Genomic DNA, 15433 nt, shown 5'->3' with positions numbered 1-15433 from the left:
TCTCATGCCTTCCCGGTAGCGAAACAAGGGAAACTGGGAGGCCTGTATGGCAAAGATCGATCTGGATTCATTGAGCATCGAAGAGCTCGCAAACTTGCGCGACCTCGCGATCGAGAAGCTTGCGGAAAAGGTAGCGGCGCGACAGGCTGAACTCGAAGCCGAATTGGACAAGCTGTCCCAGTACGGCAAGTCCGCGAAAAAGCCTCAGGGCGCCACCCCCGTCGCGAAGGCCAAGAAGAACGAAGAGAAAAGCGCTGCCGGGACCAATGAGCCGGTCGCCAAGGCCGCTTGACGAGAAGGCGGCCTGACGAGGTTGCATGAGATCGCGCCGGAAGGCCGTGCTATAGTCTGAAAGGCAGATTTTCGGACAGTCGGGTTTGATTGCATCGGATCTTCGCAGCGGCGTGGAACGACTCGGCGTGATGATCGCCGAGTCGTCTGTGATTGTGCCTTTTACCGGGGCCGGCATCTCGACCGAATGCGGGATTCCCGATTTTCGCTCTCCGGGCGGATTGTGGACTCGCAACCGTCCCATCCCGTTCGCCGATTTCGTCGCGAGTTCCGATGCGCGAGATGAAGCTTGGCGCCGGCGTTTTGCGATGGAGCCGGCTTTTGCTGCGGCACGGCCCGGGCGCGGCCACCGCGCGCTTGCCTCGCTCTACAAGGCGGACAAGATTCCCGCCATCGTGACGCAAAACATTGACAATCTGCATCAGGTGTCTGGTTTTGCGGCGGATCATGTCGTGGAACTTCACGGCAATACCACTTACGCACGCTGCATCGGTTGCGGTCAGGCTTACGATCTGCCGTGGGTCAGGCAGCGTTTCGATGCGGCGGGGACCGCGCCGGACTGCATGATCTGCGCGGAGCCGGTCAAGACTGCGACCATTTCCTTCGGTCAGGCGATGCCGGAGGATGCGATGCGCCGCGCCGCCGAACTTGCGCAGCAATGCGACCTGTTCCTGGCGATTGGATCCTCGCTGGTGGTGTGGCCGGCCGCGGGCTTTCCGCTGATGGCCAGGAATAGCGGCGCCAAGCTGGTCATCATCAACAACGAGCCCACCGAACAGGACGATATCGCCGATCTGGTGATCCGGCACGACATCGGTGAGACGCTCGGGCCGTTCGTCGGCAACTGATGACGGATTGATTCGCGACCGCGCAAGATTGTTCATAGATGCTGACAGATTCGTTTTTTAGCTATGCGCGGCGGGAGGGAGTGTTATCTTTTGTCTTGAGAGATTCGCGTGATGTCGTCGTGAATGTTCACAGGCGGGCGCGTGAGCAGCACCATCTTGTCAAGGATGGGCTATGGACAAGTGTGGGGTCCGGGGTCATGGGGTCGGACGGATTTGAGTCCAAGAAGTTAGGAGGCCTGTCGTCGGGCGCGACAGGGCCGGGTCGCAGACTGGGACCGGGCGAATTTTCTGCGGGTCCTGACCGGGATGCGGCGTTCGATGCGCTATCGGTTCTTGGTGACAGCGCCAACCTTGTCGAGGTGAGCGGTGTCATCAAATGGTTCGATGCCTCGAAGGGCTACGGCTTCATTGTTCCTGACAATGGCTCGCCCGACGTGCTGCTGCACGTGACGGTGCTCAGGCGCGACGGTTACCAGACGGCTTATGAGGGGGCGCGGCTGGTTTGTGAATGCGTGCAACGGGCGAAGGGTTATCAGGCGTTCCGGATCGTTTCGATGGACGAGTCGACGGCGATCCATCCCGCGCAAATGTTGCCGCCCCGGACTCATGTCAGTGTTACCCCGACCAGCGGCCTGGAGCGGGCGCAGGTCAAATGGTTCAACCGGCTGCGCGGGTTCGGTTTCCTGACCTGCGGCGAGGGAACGCCGGATATCTTCGTTCACATGGAAACATTGCGCCGTTTTGGAATGACTGAACTGCGTCCCGGCCAGTATGTGCTGGTCCGGTTCGGGCCCGGCTCCAAGGGCATGATGGCAGCCGAAATTCACCCTGAGAACGGTTCGCCAGCCCTGTCGTCGCATTAAGCAGGGGACTTCGAGGCGTAACACTTCCGTGTTACCCGACGGAAGTGTGAGAGAAGTCATGGGCCACGCGCAAATTGATGTCGCGGTGGGGCTCTCCGTCTGCTATTTGCCATGATCGTCCGGCTACGGTCCGGGTGAGCGAATTTCTTCACGGCCGGGTTTAAGTGTGTCCATGAATTTTGATCGGGTTGCTGGCTGGTTTTGTCTGCGGGCTTGGCTTTGCGTCGTCGTTGCGGCCATTGCGCTTTGTGTTTTCAGCGGCCGTGGCGCGCAGGCGGCGAGCGTTCAGCCGCTTGAGATCGCGACCAAGACCGGCGTGCATGTATTCTCGGTCGAGATGGCGACGACGGAGGAAGAGAAGACCACCGGGCTGATGTACCGCAAGGAATTGGCTGACGGGAAGGGGATGCTGTTCGATTTCTCGCCGGAGCAGGAGGTGTCGATGTGGATGAAAAACACCTACATCTCCCTCGACATGATTTTCATCCGGGCCGATGGCCGGATCCTGCGCATAGCCGAAAATACCGAGCCGCTGTCGACCAGGATCATCCCGTCGAACGGACCGGTGAAGGGGGTGCTGGAGGTGATTGCCGGCACCGCGCAGAAATACGGGATCCGGCCCGGAGACCGTGTGGCGCATCCGCTTTTCGGCAGCCATTGAGATCATATCCTCGGGCAAAGGCCGCCGGTGACATGGGTGGTCATGGTTTCCGTGTAGAAAATGCTTAATGGCCGCCGAAGGCCGGTTCGAACCGGGGCCGAGCCGTTAGCTTCTTGCTGGCCGCGGTTGAAGCGTGTATCGACGTCGTTTCGGAGATCGGCGGGGTATAGCGCAGCCTGGTAGCGCGGCAGTTTTGGGTACTGCAGGTCCACGGTTCGAATCCGTGTGCCCCGACCAAAATTCTCAATCCCTGCCAGGGCAGGCGTCGACATGCAGGGGGGTCTACGCCTGCACGACGATTTCCCGCTGATTTCGCGAATTGCCAACCCGCCAGCGGGTGTGTTCATATACGTTTAGGAACGTTTAAGGTCTTCCTGTCACAAGGGAACCTGAAGGCATCGATTGGCACGGCGGCAGGCCAATCACCCCCATCGCCTTCGATGTGGCTGGCTGATCGTCCACCGATCGGCATCATCCACAATCTTCAAATCCAGCGCGACCACCTCGGGCCCTCATCGGGTTCGCCTTGCGGTTAAGGACGCGTGCTTGGATGAAGCAGAAAGAAGTAAGAACCCTCATTATCCAGGAATGGGATCGCTGGCTTCAGGCGCAGCCGGACGAACCCGGCGGCCCTACCGGCAAACACTCATTGAAGTTCTTTTTTGAGTTGCAGGATATACGGTCTCCGCTCCTGAATTTCCGGTCGAGGGGGCGTGACAAGTGGCGGGTCATCCACGCGTGGCTGTTGAGCGAAGAGCGTCTGTTCGAATGAGGACGTGGCGGGGGCGCTGACGGGCTTGTTCGACGGCACCATTCGTCTTCAAAACTCGATCGCATATTTCCATATGATGAAGCGGCGCGCCTTGTGGCCGAAGATTTCTGCCCGAGATGTGCCGATTCGGGCACTTTTGTCGGAAAACCGTCGGCCTACGTTGCTTTTTGTTGCTCTCGTCGATGCCTTGGGAAACACTGAAGTCATGGCCGCCCAAGATTTTGACTCAAGGCGGAACGAACGGGATGATGGCGCCCCGAATCACGAGGACAGGCAATGCAAATGAGGTTTTTGACTGCTGCGGCGATCCTGCTGACGGTTTCAGCGCCGTCATTTGCGGCCGACGCCGACATGCATATCCGGCACCATCACAGGCACGCGCACGGTGCGGACGATATCTACTTGCATAATTATGGGCCGCCGGATTTTTATCCCGGCACCAACGTGCCACCCGATCGCGTGGTTTATCCCGTGACCGGCAGGCCATACGGGATTTACGATGGCTTCGGCCGATATTGCGAACGGTCTTCCGCGAACTACCGGGGCCAGGACGGTCAGCGCCATTCCTGCAATTAGAGCATGATCGGCTCTGATTGAATCAGAATCGAGGGGGATGAGATCCGGCCTATTGGGCCGGCTCAATCACGTTGCAGTTGGTGCGGCCTGACATCAGGCAATCCTGCATCTTGCTGGCTGCCGTCAACTCATGGGCAAGCCACAGTCCCGCCACCAGCAACACCGCCGCGATCACGAGACCTGCAATCGCCGGGCGTCTGCTTTCGCCTCGATCGGAGTCGTTCCTGGGATGGTTTGTAGGATCATCCATCGTGCAACGTCTTTATGGTTGGTCCGGCAGGGCGCGGCCGACGGCGAATTGACCGACCGGCCCTTCGACATGAAAGTCGATGTGGGTCATCTTTGCGAACAGTTCGATATTGTTGGTCCCGATGGCGCATCCACCGAGGCCCATGCCGGTCGCCACCATGTAGAACGTCTGCATCAATACGCCGACATCTTTCAGGATCAACGAATAGGCGAGCCCGCTGTATTTCCATGAAATCCGGCCGAAGCGTGCGGCGATCGTGATCAGGATCTGGGGCGCGCCGGGCGCGTCCATCGCCAGTTCGGCCGAGGTCAGCATCGCGTCGAAATCCTGCGGCCGCACATCGATCGGCGTCAGCGCGTGCCGGCCGGCATCGTAGTGATAGAAGCCGCGGGTCAATCCCTCGCAATTGGCGGCGGCAAGATAGAGTTCGAGCTCGTAGCTGCTGCCGCCGGACGGGTAGGGCCGTGTCGTATAGTCGATGAGGGGGCTATCGCCGTCCTCGGGATCCAGCGGGCTTTCCCATTTCGACAGAATCCGTGCGCTGCCATCGAGAAAGCGCGAAAGCTCGGTGAGCGTGACCGGTCGCGTGTCGTCGAAATCGCGCACCGAATGGCGCTCGCGCAACACGCCTGCGATCCCCGGCAATGGCTCCGAAAGCGCATTGAACCCGTCCAGGAACCCGTCCATGTCGATTTGTTTTCCCGGCCAGCTCGGCCGCACAGCCGGCGGCGGGGGCATGATGCCGGCAAAGGGGTAAAGTCCACCGATCGGATTGGCTTGCCGGCCTTCGGTGCTGCGCGCATGGAACAGGAGATCGTGAAAGTCCCAGAGCACGAGATTGTCGTCGCCTTCGTCGGCGCGGAACCCATCGCCTTCGGCCTCGACCTTGAACAGGATCCGGCAATCCATCAGCAGGCCGAGAAACTCCATTCCCGGAAAGCCGTCCTGCCGGCGGAGCCTGCTGATTTTTTGCGGCGTCGCCAGCAAGGCGAGGATGGAGGCGATTTTCGGATCGCCGATCCTGAACAATGCCCCGGCGCGCGGCGATTCCAGGACCATCTCGCCGCCGCGGCGACGCAAATAGGCGAACCGCGATAGCGCGATCACGTCCGCATTGTCGGGTTTCAGCGTTCGCGGCCAATAATCGGGAAGCTGCGGCTCGATCGCCACCAGCTCCTTCGCATCGGCCGGGTGCGCCAGGCGGTATTCCACAAGACCGCGCCGGGCCAATCGCCGGACCAGCACATCGATTTCCTTCTCGACGGGTTTGCCATCGGGGGAAAAGGAACTGAGCCGCAGGCCCGTGCTTAAATCTTGCGCGCGACCGATCGCGGCGGCGCTGAAGTTTCCAAGACCGGTTGAATAGCCGTCGAACCAGGCGTCGAGGCTGCCGTCCGCCTGCGCCTCGAGCATGACGCGATCGCTCAGCCGCACGGAAATGGCCGGCGCCGCGTTCTTCCGCCCGGTCTTTTTCACGGGAGCGCGCAAGCGGCCAATCCTAGCTGTGGGGAAGGAACGGCGTCAGCTCGCTTTCGGGGATCGGCTGATCGCGCAATCCGAGCTTGACCGGAATGTCGTATAGCCGGCCCGGCCCGAAGCGGCGGTAGAAATGTCTTAAGCCGGGAACGATGACCCTGACGACAGGCACTTCCACGTCGGGCCGCGTCTGGTTGAGGACAAGGAAATCGAGGCCGGCACGCCTTGCGATCTCGACGCAGGCCAGCACCTGGTTGCGTGTATGGTCGAGCGGGCCGAAGTCCGAAGCGGCCGGGATCTTCACCGCGTTGTTCGGGATCAGGAACGGGTAATCCGGCAGGTACAGCGGCGTCGTGCCGTCGAGGCTCGGCTTCTCGCCGCTGCCGCCGTCCATCAGGCCGATCGACAGGAACTGGTTCAGCTCCGTCAGCGTGCGCAGCATGGCGATGCGTTTGTCGAAATGCGCGCCGGAGCCGAACTCGATATTTTCCTGCCCGTTCTGCATCCAGTGCAGGATCGCGACATAGGTCGGAATACCGAGATCGCTGGTGACGTCGAGCACCCATAATTTGCGGCCGGTGTCGGCGAGCTGGGCTTTGAGATCAGCGATATAGGAGTCGTTGAACTGGCCAAAATCGACTTCCGCGCGCTGTGATTGATTGTACCACCAGATCGCGTAGGCGTCGCGCTCGACCAGTTCGAGGAAGCCCTGAACGATGGCTTCTTCCAGCGTGTTGCCGGCGGCGCAGCCATTGGAATCCGCCTGAAAGGCGGCAGGACCGCTGTAGAAAAAATACAACAGGCTGGTCGGCAGATATTTGAAGCGGCCGTCGCGCAAGGACCAGACCGGCGACCACTCGATCTCGGCTGTGGGATCGAACGGGGTGGGGATCGTCTGCTCGGCGACATCGGACAACGCCTGGTCGGCCTGCCTTTGCGCGTCGCTGAACAGCAGCACGTCGTTGGGACGGATGGCGTCGCCCGCTGCGAAATCGGTGAAGCGGCGCGTCATCCTGATCTCGTCGCCCTGGAAGATTCCCGAATAACGCTCGATCGCCTCCATCAGCGCGCTGGCTTCGGCCTGCTCGGCGGTCGAGCCCTTGCCGAAGCTGCCGCCGCTCAATCCGTCGCGGAGCTGGTCGATGCTTTGGGCCGGTGCGGAAAAATTATGCTGCGCGAAGAAATTGGTGTTCATCGGCAAATCGGCTTCGATCCGCTCGAGCCGCGTCAGCACGCCGGTGAGCGGGCTCACATGCTTGCGGAAGCGGGCCACCGTCGAGCGCGACGATACGGTGCGATAGCCGCCGCTTGTCATCACCAGCTTTGCGCCGTCACTTAGCTCGACCGGCTGCGGCGTCCGGCGCGGGTCAATCAGCTTCCGGTCGCCGCAGGTCGGACATTGCGGGCGTTTGGCCACGTAATGCTTGGCGACATTCATGCCCATGAAATCATGGCTGACGATGTGATCGTTCAATTCGGTCCGAAAGCCCGTCGCAATGGCCTTGGCGACTTCGATCGCCGCGAACTGGATTGCGCCCTGTCCGAGCGTGTTGTGTACGAGCGGCGAAACGGCGACCGGCCGCGCCGATCCGCGGTCGAGGAAGCCCTTGATTTCCCGGTTGCGGATCATGCGATCGAACAGGCAGGTCCAGCAGGCGGTCTTGCCGGGATCGAACACCGGCCCCACCAGCGGAAACGCGCCGGAAGGTTGCACGAGCAACCACGGGGTGCGCTCCGATACCCGCTGCCGGTTCATCTCGGCCAGCCGCCGCTCGAGATAGTCGTTGACCAGCGTCACCGTCAGGTCGGGAGAACGTTTGACCACCTGGACGCCAAGTCCGCTCAGGGCCGCGCTGAGTTCGGCGGCGCCTTGCACATCGATCGCTTCGACGCGCACACGGCAATTTGAGAGATTTTGCTCGGCGACACCGGGTGGCAGACCAAGGCTGGCCCAATAGCCGTCCATGGCATTGGGGGAGGAAGGGGACGCCGGAACGATGTAGCGGCGCTCCATCAGCCGTTTGAGCGCTTCCTCGATCTTGTCGGCCGGAAAATTCTTGGCCAGTTCTTGAGCGAGCTCGGCGAAGTTCTTTCCGCCTTTACCGATCGCCGTCGCGATCGCGCAATAGAGTTCGCCATGAAGAAAGAATTTCCGATCCTCGGAATAGAGGCACACCGCGTCGGGCGGCAGCACATAGACGGTGAAATTCGGCGCGAATTGCGGAACGTCCGGGGCGGGGCGCCGCGCCGGCGCGGTCCTGCGTTTTGCAGCGCCCGCGCCTTTGGTGCGCTGACCGCTTCGTTTCGCAGGCTTGGGGCGTGCTTTCCGAACGACGGATTTTTTTCGTCCTGCTTGGACGCGGGCTTTTTTCGACAAGGCTGAAGACCTACTCGGCGGTCATGTAAGGACCTGCCGCCGCGCGCGGGCGGTTTCGCAGTGCAAACAAGAGCGGTGCAGACAAGAGCAGTACAAACTAGACATGGATTGGCCGGGTCGACATTGTCGAACCCGGCCATAACGAACTGCTTCTGTCAACTTGATCGGAAGGCCGCGTGGCTTAGCAAAAGCGGCAGGCTCCCCAGGAGGCGCAGCAGCCGCCACAACCACCGCAACCCCGGCAGCCACGACATCCGCAACCACGGCAGCCTCGGCACCCGCGACAACCCCGGCAGCCGCCGCAAGCGCGGGCCACCTGAACGCCGCCGCTACTCGCGACATTCTCTTTGTCGAACAGATGGAACGTCGCCAGGCTGACGTCGGCGATTTCTTCGTCACCCAGCATAAGCTGTTGGCCAAGGCCGGCGGCCGGCGCCTGCGTCACGTCCGCCGTCGGCACAGCGGCTGCCGACGCACCGCCAACCATGGAAAACGTCAAGCCGGCTGCCCCCAGCACCGGAACGGATTTCGTCACGTGCTTTTTCTTCGACGCTTGTTTTACACGTTGCATAGTCGCAACCTCCATACCTGTAATTGGTCTGACTCCAGCGCAGTAAGTTTATCCTTTGCAAATTCGCCGTGCAAGGCGATTGCATCTGTTGCGCTGAATTGGTCGTTACCGGCAGGTATTTGGTTCATCTTGATGAACGAGATTGGCCTATCTATTCATCCATTGTTCATCATCGATGCTATCGACGGCAACCAGGAGAAAGCCGGCGTCAACCACGTGGCACTTGCACTTCACGTACCCCGAAAACAATTCGTAGAATCTATCGAGACCGGCAGTTACCGATCAATCCATCGCAACTGTTTCGGATTCGCAGGGAGACAAGACGTGGCCGACAATCATGGGCGTTTCGCCTGGCACGAGCTGATGACGACGGACGTCACCTCTGCCAAGGCCTTCTATGCCGAGATCGTCGGCTGGGATGCCCGGGATGCGTCAACCTCCGGTCTCGCCTACACGCTGTTCATTTCGGGAACGACCGAGATCGGCGGCCTCATGGACCTGCCTCCGGAGGCGACGAAAAAAGGCGCGACGCCGCGATGGATGGGGTATGTCGGCGTCGACGATGTGGCCGCCGTGACAGGCCGCCTCAAGCGTCTGGGCGGAACGGTTTATGTTCCGCCGACCGACACCAATATTGGCCGCATTTCGGTCGTCGCCGACCCGCAAGGCGCGACGCTTGCGCTGGTCGATGGATTGAAACTGGGCCGGCATGATGCCGCCGCAGTGGACCAGCCCGGGCGCGTGGGCTGGCATGAATTGCTTGCCGCCGATCCGGACAAGGCCGTTGCGTTCTACGGTGAGCTTTTGGGCTGGCAGAAAGCGGCCCCCGAAACCGGTGCGATGGACAGCTACCAATTGTTCGCCGTCGGCGGACAAACGATTGGCGGCATGTTTGCCAAACGGGAAAGGGAGCCTTTTTCGTTTTGGCTTTACTACTTCAATGTCGATGACATCGATGTGGCGACGCGGCGTGTGAAGGCGGCCGGAGGCCGGATCTTCGAGGGCCCGATCGAAGTGCCCGGCGGCGCATGGGTCGCGCGATGCATCGACCCACAGGGCGCGATGTTCGCATTGCAGGGAAAGCGGAGCGGGCAGCGCTCCGGGCTCATTCCGGGCTCCGAGGTCCGTTGGTCCACGAGTTGGGGCGAGGTTTCCTCGAAAGGCAAATTGCTCGCCACGCCCGGCAGGGAACGCAGTTCGAAATAGCGCTACGTCGACGCAACGCCGCCCGGCCCTGGGCCGGCCGACCCGATTCAGCCCATTGCCGCAGCGGGTCTCGGCGCCGCTGGCTTCTGGGGCTTGTCCTGTCGTTTCGACCAGGAGATGTAGTAGGCGACGACGGTCATGATCGCGATCCCGGTCACGCTGACGAAAATCTGCGCTAGCAGCGAGCCCGAGCTCATCATCAGTTCGAAATGGCCGACAAAGGAAAGGAAGACGCCGACGCAGAATACGGCGAGCGACTGCTGGCCGCAGACGATGAGCGGATCGAACACTTTCCATTGCAGGCCCGACCAATCCTTCGGCACGAAGCGGATGACCATAATCACGATCACCACGAAATGCAGGAAGCGATAGGGCGCGAGATTGGTCTTGTCGTTCGGATTGAACGCCGAATAGAGCCAATGCGGGAACATCGCGCCGAGGTCGGGAAACCGGCCGGCCATCGTCATCACCAGCGCGAAGACGAGATAAGCGATGCAGACGTAAAGGGTGATCGGCGACATGATGACGGCCATATTTTTGCGCGGGCCGCCCAGCGCGCACCACGAGCCGAACACGAACAGCACCTGCCAGCAATACGGGTTGAAATACCAGGTGCCGGCGGGATAGGCGGTGAAATTCCAGCTGAAATACCGGGCGCTGAGCCACAGCGCGATCGACGCCAGCATCGTCAGATTGGGCCGGCGCAGCATGAACCACAGCACCGGCGGGAAACATCCCATTAGCACGATGTAAAGCGGCAGCACGTCCAGGTTGACCGGCTTGAACTTCAACAGCAGTCCCTGGCGCAGCGTCTCGACCGCGCTGTCGACCAGGCCCGCCACGTTGAACTCGTTGATGATCTCCGGATCGCTGTAGCGCTGCGCGACATAGCCAATCGAAACGATATAGATCACGAACAGGATGATATGGGCGACGTAGAGTTGCCAGACCCGCTTGGTCAGCCGGGTGGCGCCGACGATGAATCCGCGATCCATCATCATCCGGGCATAGACAAAGGACGCGGTATATCCCGAGATGAAAACGAACAAATCCGCGGCGTCGCTGAAACCGTAATTTCGGGTCGTGATCCAATTCACGACATTGTCGGGAATATGGTCGAGAAAAATCGCCCAGTTCGCGACCCCGCGAAACAGGTCGAGCCGAAGGTCGCGTCCTTTTTCAGGGAGGGTTGCGTAGATCTTCATGGCTGCCGTTTCGACGTGATGCCTTCGACAAGATCGAACCCGCGAGACGGGGCACCGGCCGGGTCATTGGCCAAGTTGTCACCGCGCGGCATAATGACTATACCGGTCTGGAAATACATCATCCAAGGCTGGGAATCACCGACCAAATTCCCGGAAAATGTCTGTATACCATCCCGGCTGGCCGCGCACGCGCTTCCATGCCGTATATCTCAGGGGAATTGACCCTTCATGACCGCACGCATCTTCAAACCCGCCAAAAACGCGATGCAATCGGGCAAGGCCCAGACCCGGGAATGGCAGCTTGCCTATGAGCCGGAGCAACCGCGCGTGGTCGAGCCCCTGATGGGCTGGACCTCGTCCGGGGACATGAAGCAGCAACTCACCCTTCATTTCGAGACCAAGGAAGAGGCGGTGGCCTATTGCGAGCGGGAGGGCATTCCCTATCAGGTCATCGAACCGAAAGAGCCGGTCCGCCGCCCGGCCGCCTATGCCGACAATTTCTCGTTCCGGCGCGGTGAACCCTGGACCCATTGAGGGCGAAATTGCGAGGGACGGAATTGCGTCCTGGCCGGGCCCCGGACGGGGTTGGGCAGGGCGAGGGCCGAAACTTCCGGGTTGCCTAAGGCCGTGGCGCAATGACACCATGACGCAAGTGCAAAGCGTCGATCGCGGCGCTCCATAAGCCGCCCAGGAAACCAGCCCCCAGGAAACCGGCCCGAGGCCATGCCGCTTCATTCCAGTATCGACCCCACCTCGTCCGATTTTGCCCGCAACGCGGATGCCATGCGTACACTGGTCGCGGGCCTCCGCGAGAAGCTCAACCAGGTCGCCGGGGGCGGCGGGGAGGCATCGCGCGCAAGGCATACCTCGCGCGGCAAGATGCTGGCCCGCGAGCGCGTCGATCTGCTGATCGATCCCGGCACGGCCTTTCTGGAATTGTCGCCGCTCGCGGCCAATGGCCTCTATGGCGGCGACGTGCATTCGGCCAGCATCATCACCGGGGTTGGGCGGATCGCGGGACGCGAATGCGTCGTCGTCGCCAATGATGCGACCATCAAGGGGGGCACCTATTACCCGATGACGGTCAAGAAGCATCTGCGCGCGCAGGACGTCGCGCGGCAGAACCATCTGCCCTGCGTCTACATGGTCGATTCCGGTGGCGCCTTCCTGCCGATGCAGGACGAGATCTTCCCGGACGAACGGCATTTCGGCCGCATCTTCTACAATCAGGCGCAGATGTCCGCGGCCGGAATTCCCCAGATCGCCCTCGTGATGGGCTCCTGCACCGCCGGCGGAGCCTATGTCCCGGCGATGTCGGACGAGAGCATCATCGTGCGCAACCAGGGCACGATCTTTCTCGGCGGGCCGCCGCTGGTGAAAGCCGCCACCGGCGAGGTCGTCACCGCGGAAGAACTCGGCGGCGCCGACGTGCATTCGCGCCAGTCCGGCGTCACCGACCATTATGCGCAGAACGACAGCCATGCGATCGGCATCGCCCGGCGTATCGTTGCTACGCTGAAGCCGCCGGCGCGCGCCGCGCTGAACATGCGCGAGCCGCGCGAACCGCTCTACGCGGCGGAGGAAATCTACGGCGTGGTCCCGGCCGACGGGCGCAAGCCGTTCGATGTCCACGACATCATCGCGCGCATCGTCGACGGTTCGGAATTCGACGAATTCAAGAAACTCTATGGTCAAACGCTGATTTGCGGTTTCGCCCATATTTGGGGCTATCCGGTCGGCATCATCGCCAATAACGGCATCCTGTTCAGCGAAAGCTCGCTGAAGGGGGCGCATTTCATCGAACTGTGCTGTCAGCGCGGCATTCCGCTGGTGTTCCTGCAGAACATCACCGGCTTCATGGTCGGCAAGAAATACGAAGCCGGCGGGATCGCGCGGGACGGCGCCAAGCTGGTGACGGCGGTCGCGACCGCCGGTGTGCCGAAATTCACCGTCGTGATCGGCGGCTCCTATGGCGCCGGCAATTACGGCATGTGCGGCCGCGCCTATAGTCCGCGGTTCCTCTGGATGTGGCCCAACGCCCGCATTTCCGTCATGGGCGGCGAGCAGGCCTCGATGGTGCTGAGCCAGGTCCGCCGCGACAATATCGAGGCCAAGGGCGACCGCTGGCCGGCGAAAGAGGAAGAGAAGTTTCGCAGCCCCATCCGCGCCCAGTATGAAAGCCAGGGCAATCCCTATTACGCCACCGCGCGGCTGTGGGATGACGGCGTGATCGATCCGGCGGATACGCGGCTGGTGCTGGGCCTGGGGCTTTCGGCGGCGGCCAACGCGCCGATCGAGCCCACGCGCTTCGGCCTGTTCAGGATGTGACGATGGATCGCTCCAGGCTTTACCGAAGATTCCGCACGCTCCTGATCGCCAATCGCGGCGAGATCGCCTGCCGCGTGATCCGCACAGCCAGGGCGATGGGCCTGCGCACCGTCGCGGTCTTTTCCGAAGCCGATCGCGGTGCGATGCATGTCGCCGAAGCCGATGAGGCCGTGCTGCTCGGCCCGGCGCGGGCGCGCGACAGTTATCTCAACATCGAGCGTGTGGTCGAATCCGCCCGCCGGAGCGGCGCCGAAGCCATCCATCCCGGCTATGGATTCCTGTCGGAGAATGCCGAATTCGCGCAGGCTTGCGCCGATGCCGGGCTGGTGTTCGTCGGCCCCACCGCCGACATGATGGTCGCGATGGGCTCCAAATCCGGCTCCAAGGCCTTGATGGAGAAAGCCGGCGTGCCGCTGGTGCCGGGCTATCACGGCGAGGCGCAGGACGAGGCGACGTTGGCGAAGGCTGCCGACAGGATCGGCTTTCCGGTCCTGGTCAAGGCTTCCGCGGGCGGCGGAGGCCGCGGCATGCGGGTGGTCGGCTCGGGGGCCGAGCTTGCGCCCGCGATCGTCAGCGCCAAGCGCGAGGCCAAAGCTGCGTTCGGCGACGACCGCATGCTGATCGAGAAATATGTCCAGAACCCGCGCCACATCGAGGTGCAGGTGATCGGCGACAGCCACGGCAACTTGCTGTCGCTGTTCGAGCGTGAATGCACGTTGCAGCGCCGGCACCAGAAGGTGATCGAAGAAGCGCCGTCGCCGACGCTTAGCCTTCGGCAACGGGAGGCCGTGTGCGCCGCCGCGCGCAAGGCGGCTTTGGCGGTCAATTATGTCGGCGCCGGCACGATCGAATTCGTCTCTGACGGCAACGACGTCTTCTTCATCGAGATGAACACCCGTCTGCAGGTCGAGCATCCCGTGACCGAATTGATCACCGGCACCGATCTCGTCGAATGGCAATTGCGGGTGGCGTTCGGCGAAAAACTGCCGCTGACGCAGGACCAAATCACGCTCAACGGACACGCCATCGAGGCGAGGGTCTATGCGGAGAACCCGCAAAAGAATTTCATGCCGTCGGTCGGCCGCATCAAGACCTGGCGCACGCCGGAGGCAGTGGATGGCCTGCGCATCGATGCCGGTTATCGCGAGGGCGATACGGTCTCGCCCTATTACGACGCGATGCTCGCCAAGGTGATCGCCTGGGCGCCGACGCGCCAGGGGGCGATCGACAGGCTCAATCGCGCCCTGGAAGAAACCGATATCCGCGGCGTTGTGACCAATGTGCCCTTCCTGTCGGCGCTGGTGACGCATCCGGATGTGCGCGCCAATGCCATCGACACCGGCTTTATCGAACGCAATCTGAACAGCCTGACAGATGTGTCCGGGGCGCCGGGCGATCTTGAACTGGGCGCGGCGGTGGCGGCGATCCTCGGTGAGGAGCAAAAGACCTCGCAGGCCGACGTGCATTCGCCGTGGCAAACCTTCGGCTGGATGCCGGTCGGATGCCGCCAGCGGCTGTTTTCGTTTCGCCAGGGATCAGGCGCCGAACTGAAGGTGGCGCTGCGCTACGGCAACGGACCCGCCACCCTGTCGGTCGGCGAGCGCCAATTCGGCTTCGCCTTCTCGCCGGCTGGCGATGGCGGTTTCGAGGTGACGCTGGACGGCACGAAGTCGCGTATCGTCGCCGTGATCGAAGGCCATGAACTGTATCTGCGCACGCGCAACGGCCGTTTTGACCTGCGCTGGGTCGATCCGTTCGGCGCCGGCGACGAGGAACAGGCCGGCGAAGACCGGATCGTCGCGCCGCTGCCGGGCACTGTGGTCGCGTTGCTGGCGGAGGAGGGCGCCACGCTCGAGAAGGGCACGCCGATCCTGACGCTTGAAGTGATGAAGATGGAGCAGACCCTGCGCGCGCCTTTCGCGGGCGTGCTGAAGAAGATCAAATGCAGGGTCGGCGACATCGTACAGGAAGGCGTTGAGCTCGCCGAAGTCGAGCCGGCGGCAGCGTGA

General features: G+C 61.9%; 15 protein-coding genes and 1 tRNA gene. 12 read left to right on the top strand and 4 right to left on the bottom strand.

Going from position 1 to position 15433, the window contains the following annotated elements; genetic code table 11:
- The first annotated feature begins 46 nt into the window (after window positions 1-46).
- From HB630_RS25225 to HB630_RS25190, 8 genes are all read left to right on the top strand, one after another.
- Window positions 47-292: a hypothetical protein gene (locus tag HB630_RS25225; RefSeq protein WP_213775419.1), complete on the top strand. Its 246-nt coding sequence runs from the start codon at window positions 47-49 to the stop codon at window positions 290-292.
- Window positions 293-377: 85 nt separating this feature from the next.
- Window positions 378-1139: a Sir2 family NAD-dependent protein deacetylase gene (locus HB630_RS25220; protein WP_213775418.1), complete on the top strand. Its 762-nt coding sequence runs from the start codon at window positions 378-380 to the stop codon at window positions 1137-1139.
- 197 nt (window positions 1140-1336) lie between these two features.
- Window positions 1337-2002 (top strand): cold-shock protein, encoded by a 666-nt coding sequence (locus tag HB630_RS25215; RefSeq protein WP_213775495.1) that lies wholly within the window; start codon window positions 1337-1339, stop codon window positions 2000-2002.
- A 172-nt stretch (window positions 2003-2174) separates the two neighbouring features.
- Window positions 2175-2663 carry a DUF192 domain-containing protein gene (locus tag HB630_RS25210; protein WP_213775417.1) on the top strand — a complete coding sequence of 163 codons (489 nt, stop codon included), beginning with the start codon at window positions 2175-2177 and terminating at the stop codon, window positions 2661-2663.
- A gap of 160 nt (window positions 2664-2823) precedes the next feature.
- Window positions 2824-2900 (top strand) — tRNA-Pro (locus HB630_RS25205).
- Window positions 2901-3213: 313 nt separating this feature from the next.
- A complete protein-coding gene (locus tag HB630_RS25200; RefSeq protein WP_213775416.1) occupies window positions 3214-3435 on the top strand; it encodes a hypothetical protein in 222 nt (73 codons plus the stop codon).
- 4 nt (window positions 3436-3439) lie between these two features.
- Complete coding sequence (locus HB630_RS25195; RefSeq protein WP_213775415.1) at window positions 3440-3721, top strand: hypothetical protein; 282 nt, start codon at window positions 3440-3442, stop codon at window positions 3719-3721.
- Window positions 3718-4011 (top strand): hypothetical protein, encoded by a 294-nt coding sequence (locus HB630_RS25190; RefSeq protein WP_249781053.1) that lies wholly within the window; start codon window positions 3718-3720, stop codon window positions 4009-4011. The genes HB630_RS25195 and HB630_RS25190 overlap by 4 nt, the downstream gene beginning before the upstream one ends.
- A gap of 49 nt (window positions 4012-4060) precedes the next feature.
- Here the strand turns inward: HB630_RS25190 and HB630_RS25185 are convergent, their stop codons facing one another.
- The 3 genes from HB630_RS25185 to HB630_RS25175 form a co-directional block, all read right to left on the bottom strand.
- Window positions 4061-4261, bottom strand: a complete 201-nt coding sequence (locus tag HB630_RS25185) for a hypothetical protein (protein WP_213775413.1) — start codon at window positions 4259-4261, stop codon at window positions 4061-4063.
- Window positions 4262-4273: 12 nt separating this feature from the next.
- Window positions 4274-5674: a SagB family peptide dehydrogenase gene (locus HB630_RS25180; protein ID WP_213775494.1), complete on the bottom strand. Its 1401-nt coding sequence runs from the start codon at window positions 5672-5674 to the stop codon at window positions 4274-4276.
- An 85-nt stretch (window positions 5675-5759) separates the two neighbouring features.
- Window positions 5760-8114, bottom strand: a complete 2355-nt coding sequence (locus tag HB630_RS25175; RefSeq protein ID WP_213775412.1) for a TOMM precursor leader peptide-binding protein — start codon at window positions 8112-8114, stop codon at window positions 5760-5762.
- Window positions 8115-8472: 358 nt separating this feature from the next.
- Between HB630_RS25175 and HB630_RS28525 the strand changes: the two genes are divergently transcribed.
- Window positions 8473-9891, top strand: a complete 1419-nt coding sequence (locus HB630_RS28525) for a VOC family protein (RefSeq protein ID WP_249781052.1) — start codon at window positions 8473-8475, stop codon at window positions 9889-9891.
- Between the two features lie 47 nt (window positions 9892-9938).
- Here HB630_RS28525 and HB630_RS25165 read toward each other — a convergent pair whose 3' ends face one another.
- Window positions 9939-11096 carry an OpgC domain-containing protein gene (locus HB630_RS25165; protein WP_213775411.1) on the bottom strand — a complete coding sequence of 386 codons (1158 nt, stop codon included), beginning with the start codon at window positions 11094-11096 and terminating at the stop codon, window positions 9939-9941.
- Between the two features lie 228 nt (window positions 11097-11324).
- Between HB630_RS25165 and HB630_RS25160 the strand changes: the two genes are divergently transcribed.
- The 3 genes from HB630_RS25160 to HB630_RS25150 all read left to right on the top strand — a co-directional run bounded on the left by HB630_RS25160 (window position 11325) and on the right by HB630_RS25150 (window position 15433).
- Window positions 11325-11630 carry an ETC complex I subunit gene (locus HB630_RS25160; protein WP_213775410.1) on the top strand — a complete coding sequence of 102 codons (306 nt, stop codon included), beginning with the start codon at window positions 11325-11327 and terminating at the stop codon, window positions 11628-11630.
- 189 nt (window positions 11631-11819) lie between these two features.
- A complete protein-coding gene (locus tag HB630_RS25155; protein ID WP_213775409.1) occupies window positions 11820-13424 on the top strand; it encodes a carboxyl transferase domain-containing protein in 1605 nt (534 codons plus the stop codon).
- Between the two features lie 2 nt (window positions 13425-13426).
- On the top strand, window positions 13427-15433 hold the full coding sequence (locus HB630_RS25150; protein WP_213775408.1) for an acetyl-CoA carboxylase biotin carboxylase subunit: 2007 nt from the start codon (window positions 13427-13429) through the stop codon (window positions 15431-15433).

Source organism: Bradyrhizobium sp. dw_78, from assembly GCF_018449525.1.
Lineage (GTDB): Bacteria > Pseudomonadota > Alphaproteobacteria > Rhizobiales > Xanthobacteraceae > Bradyrhizobium.
Note: the sequence above shows the minus strand (reverse complement) of the source record. Positions and strands in the feature narration are given on the sequence as shown.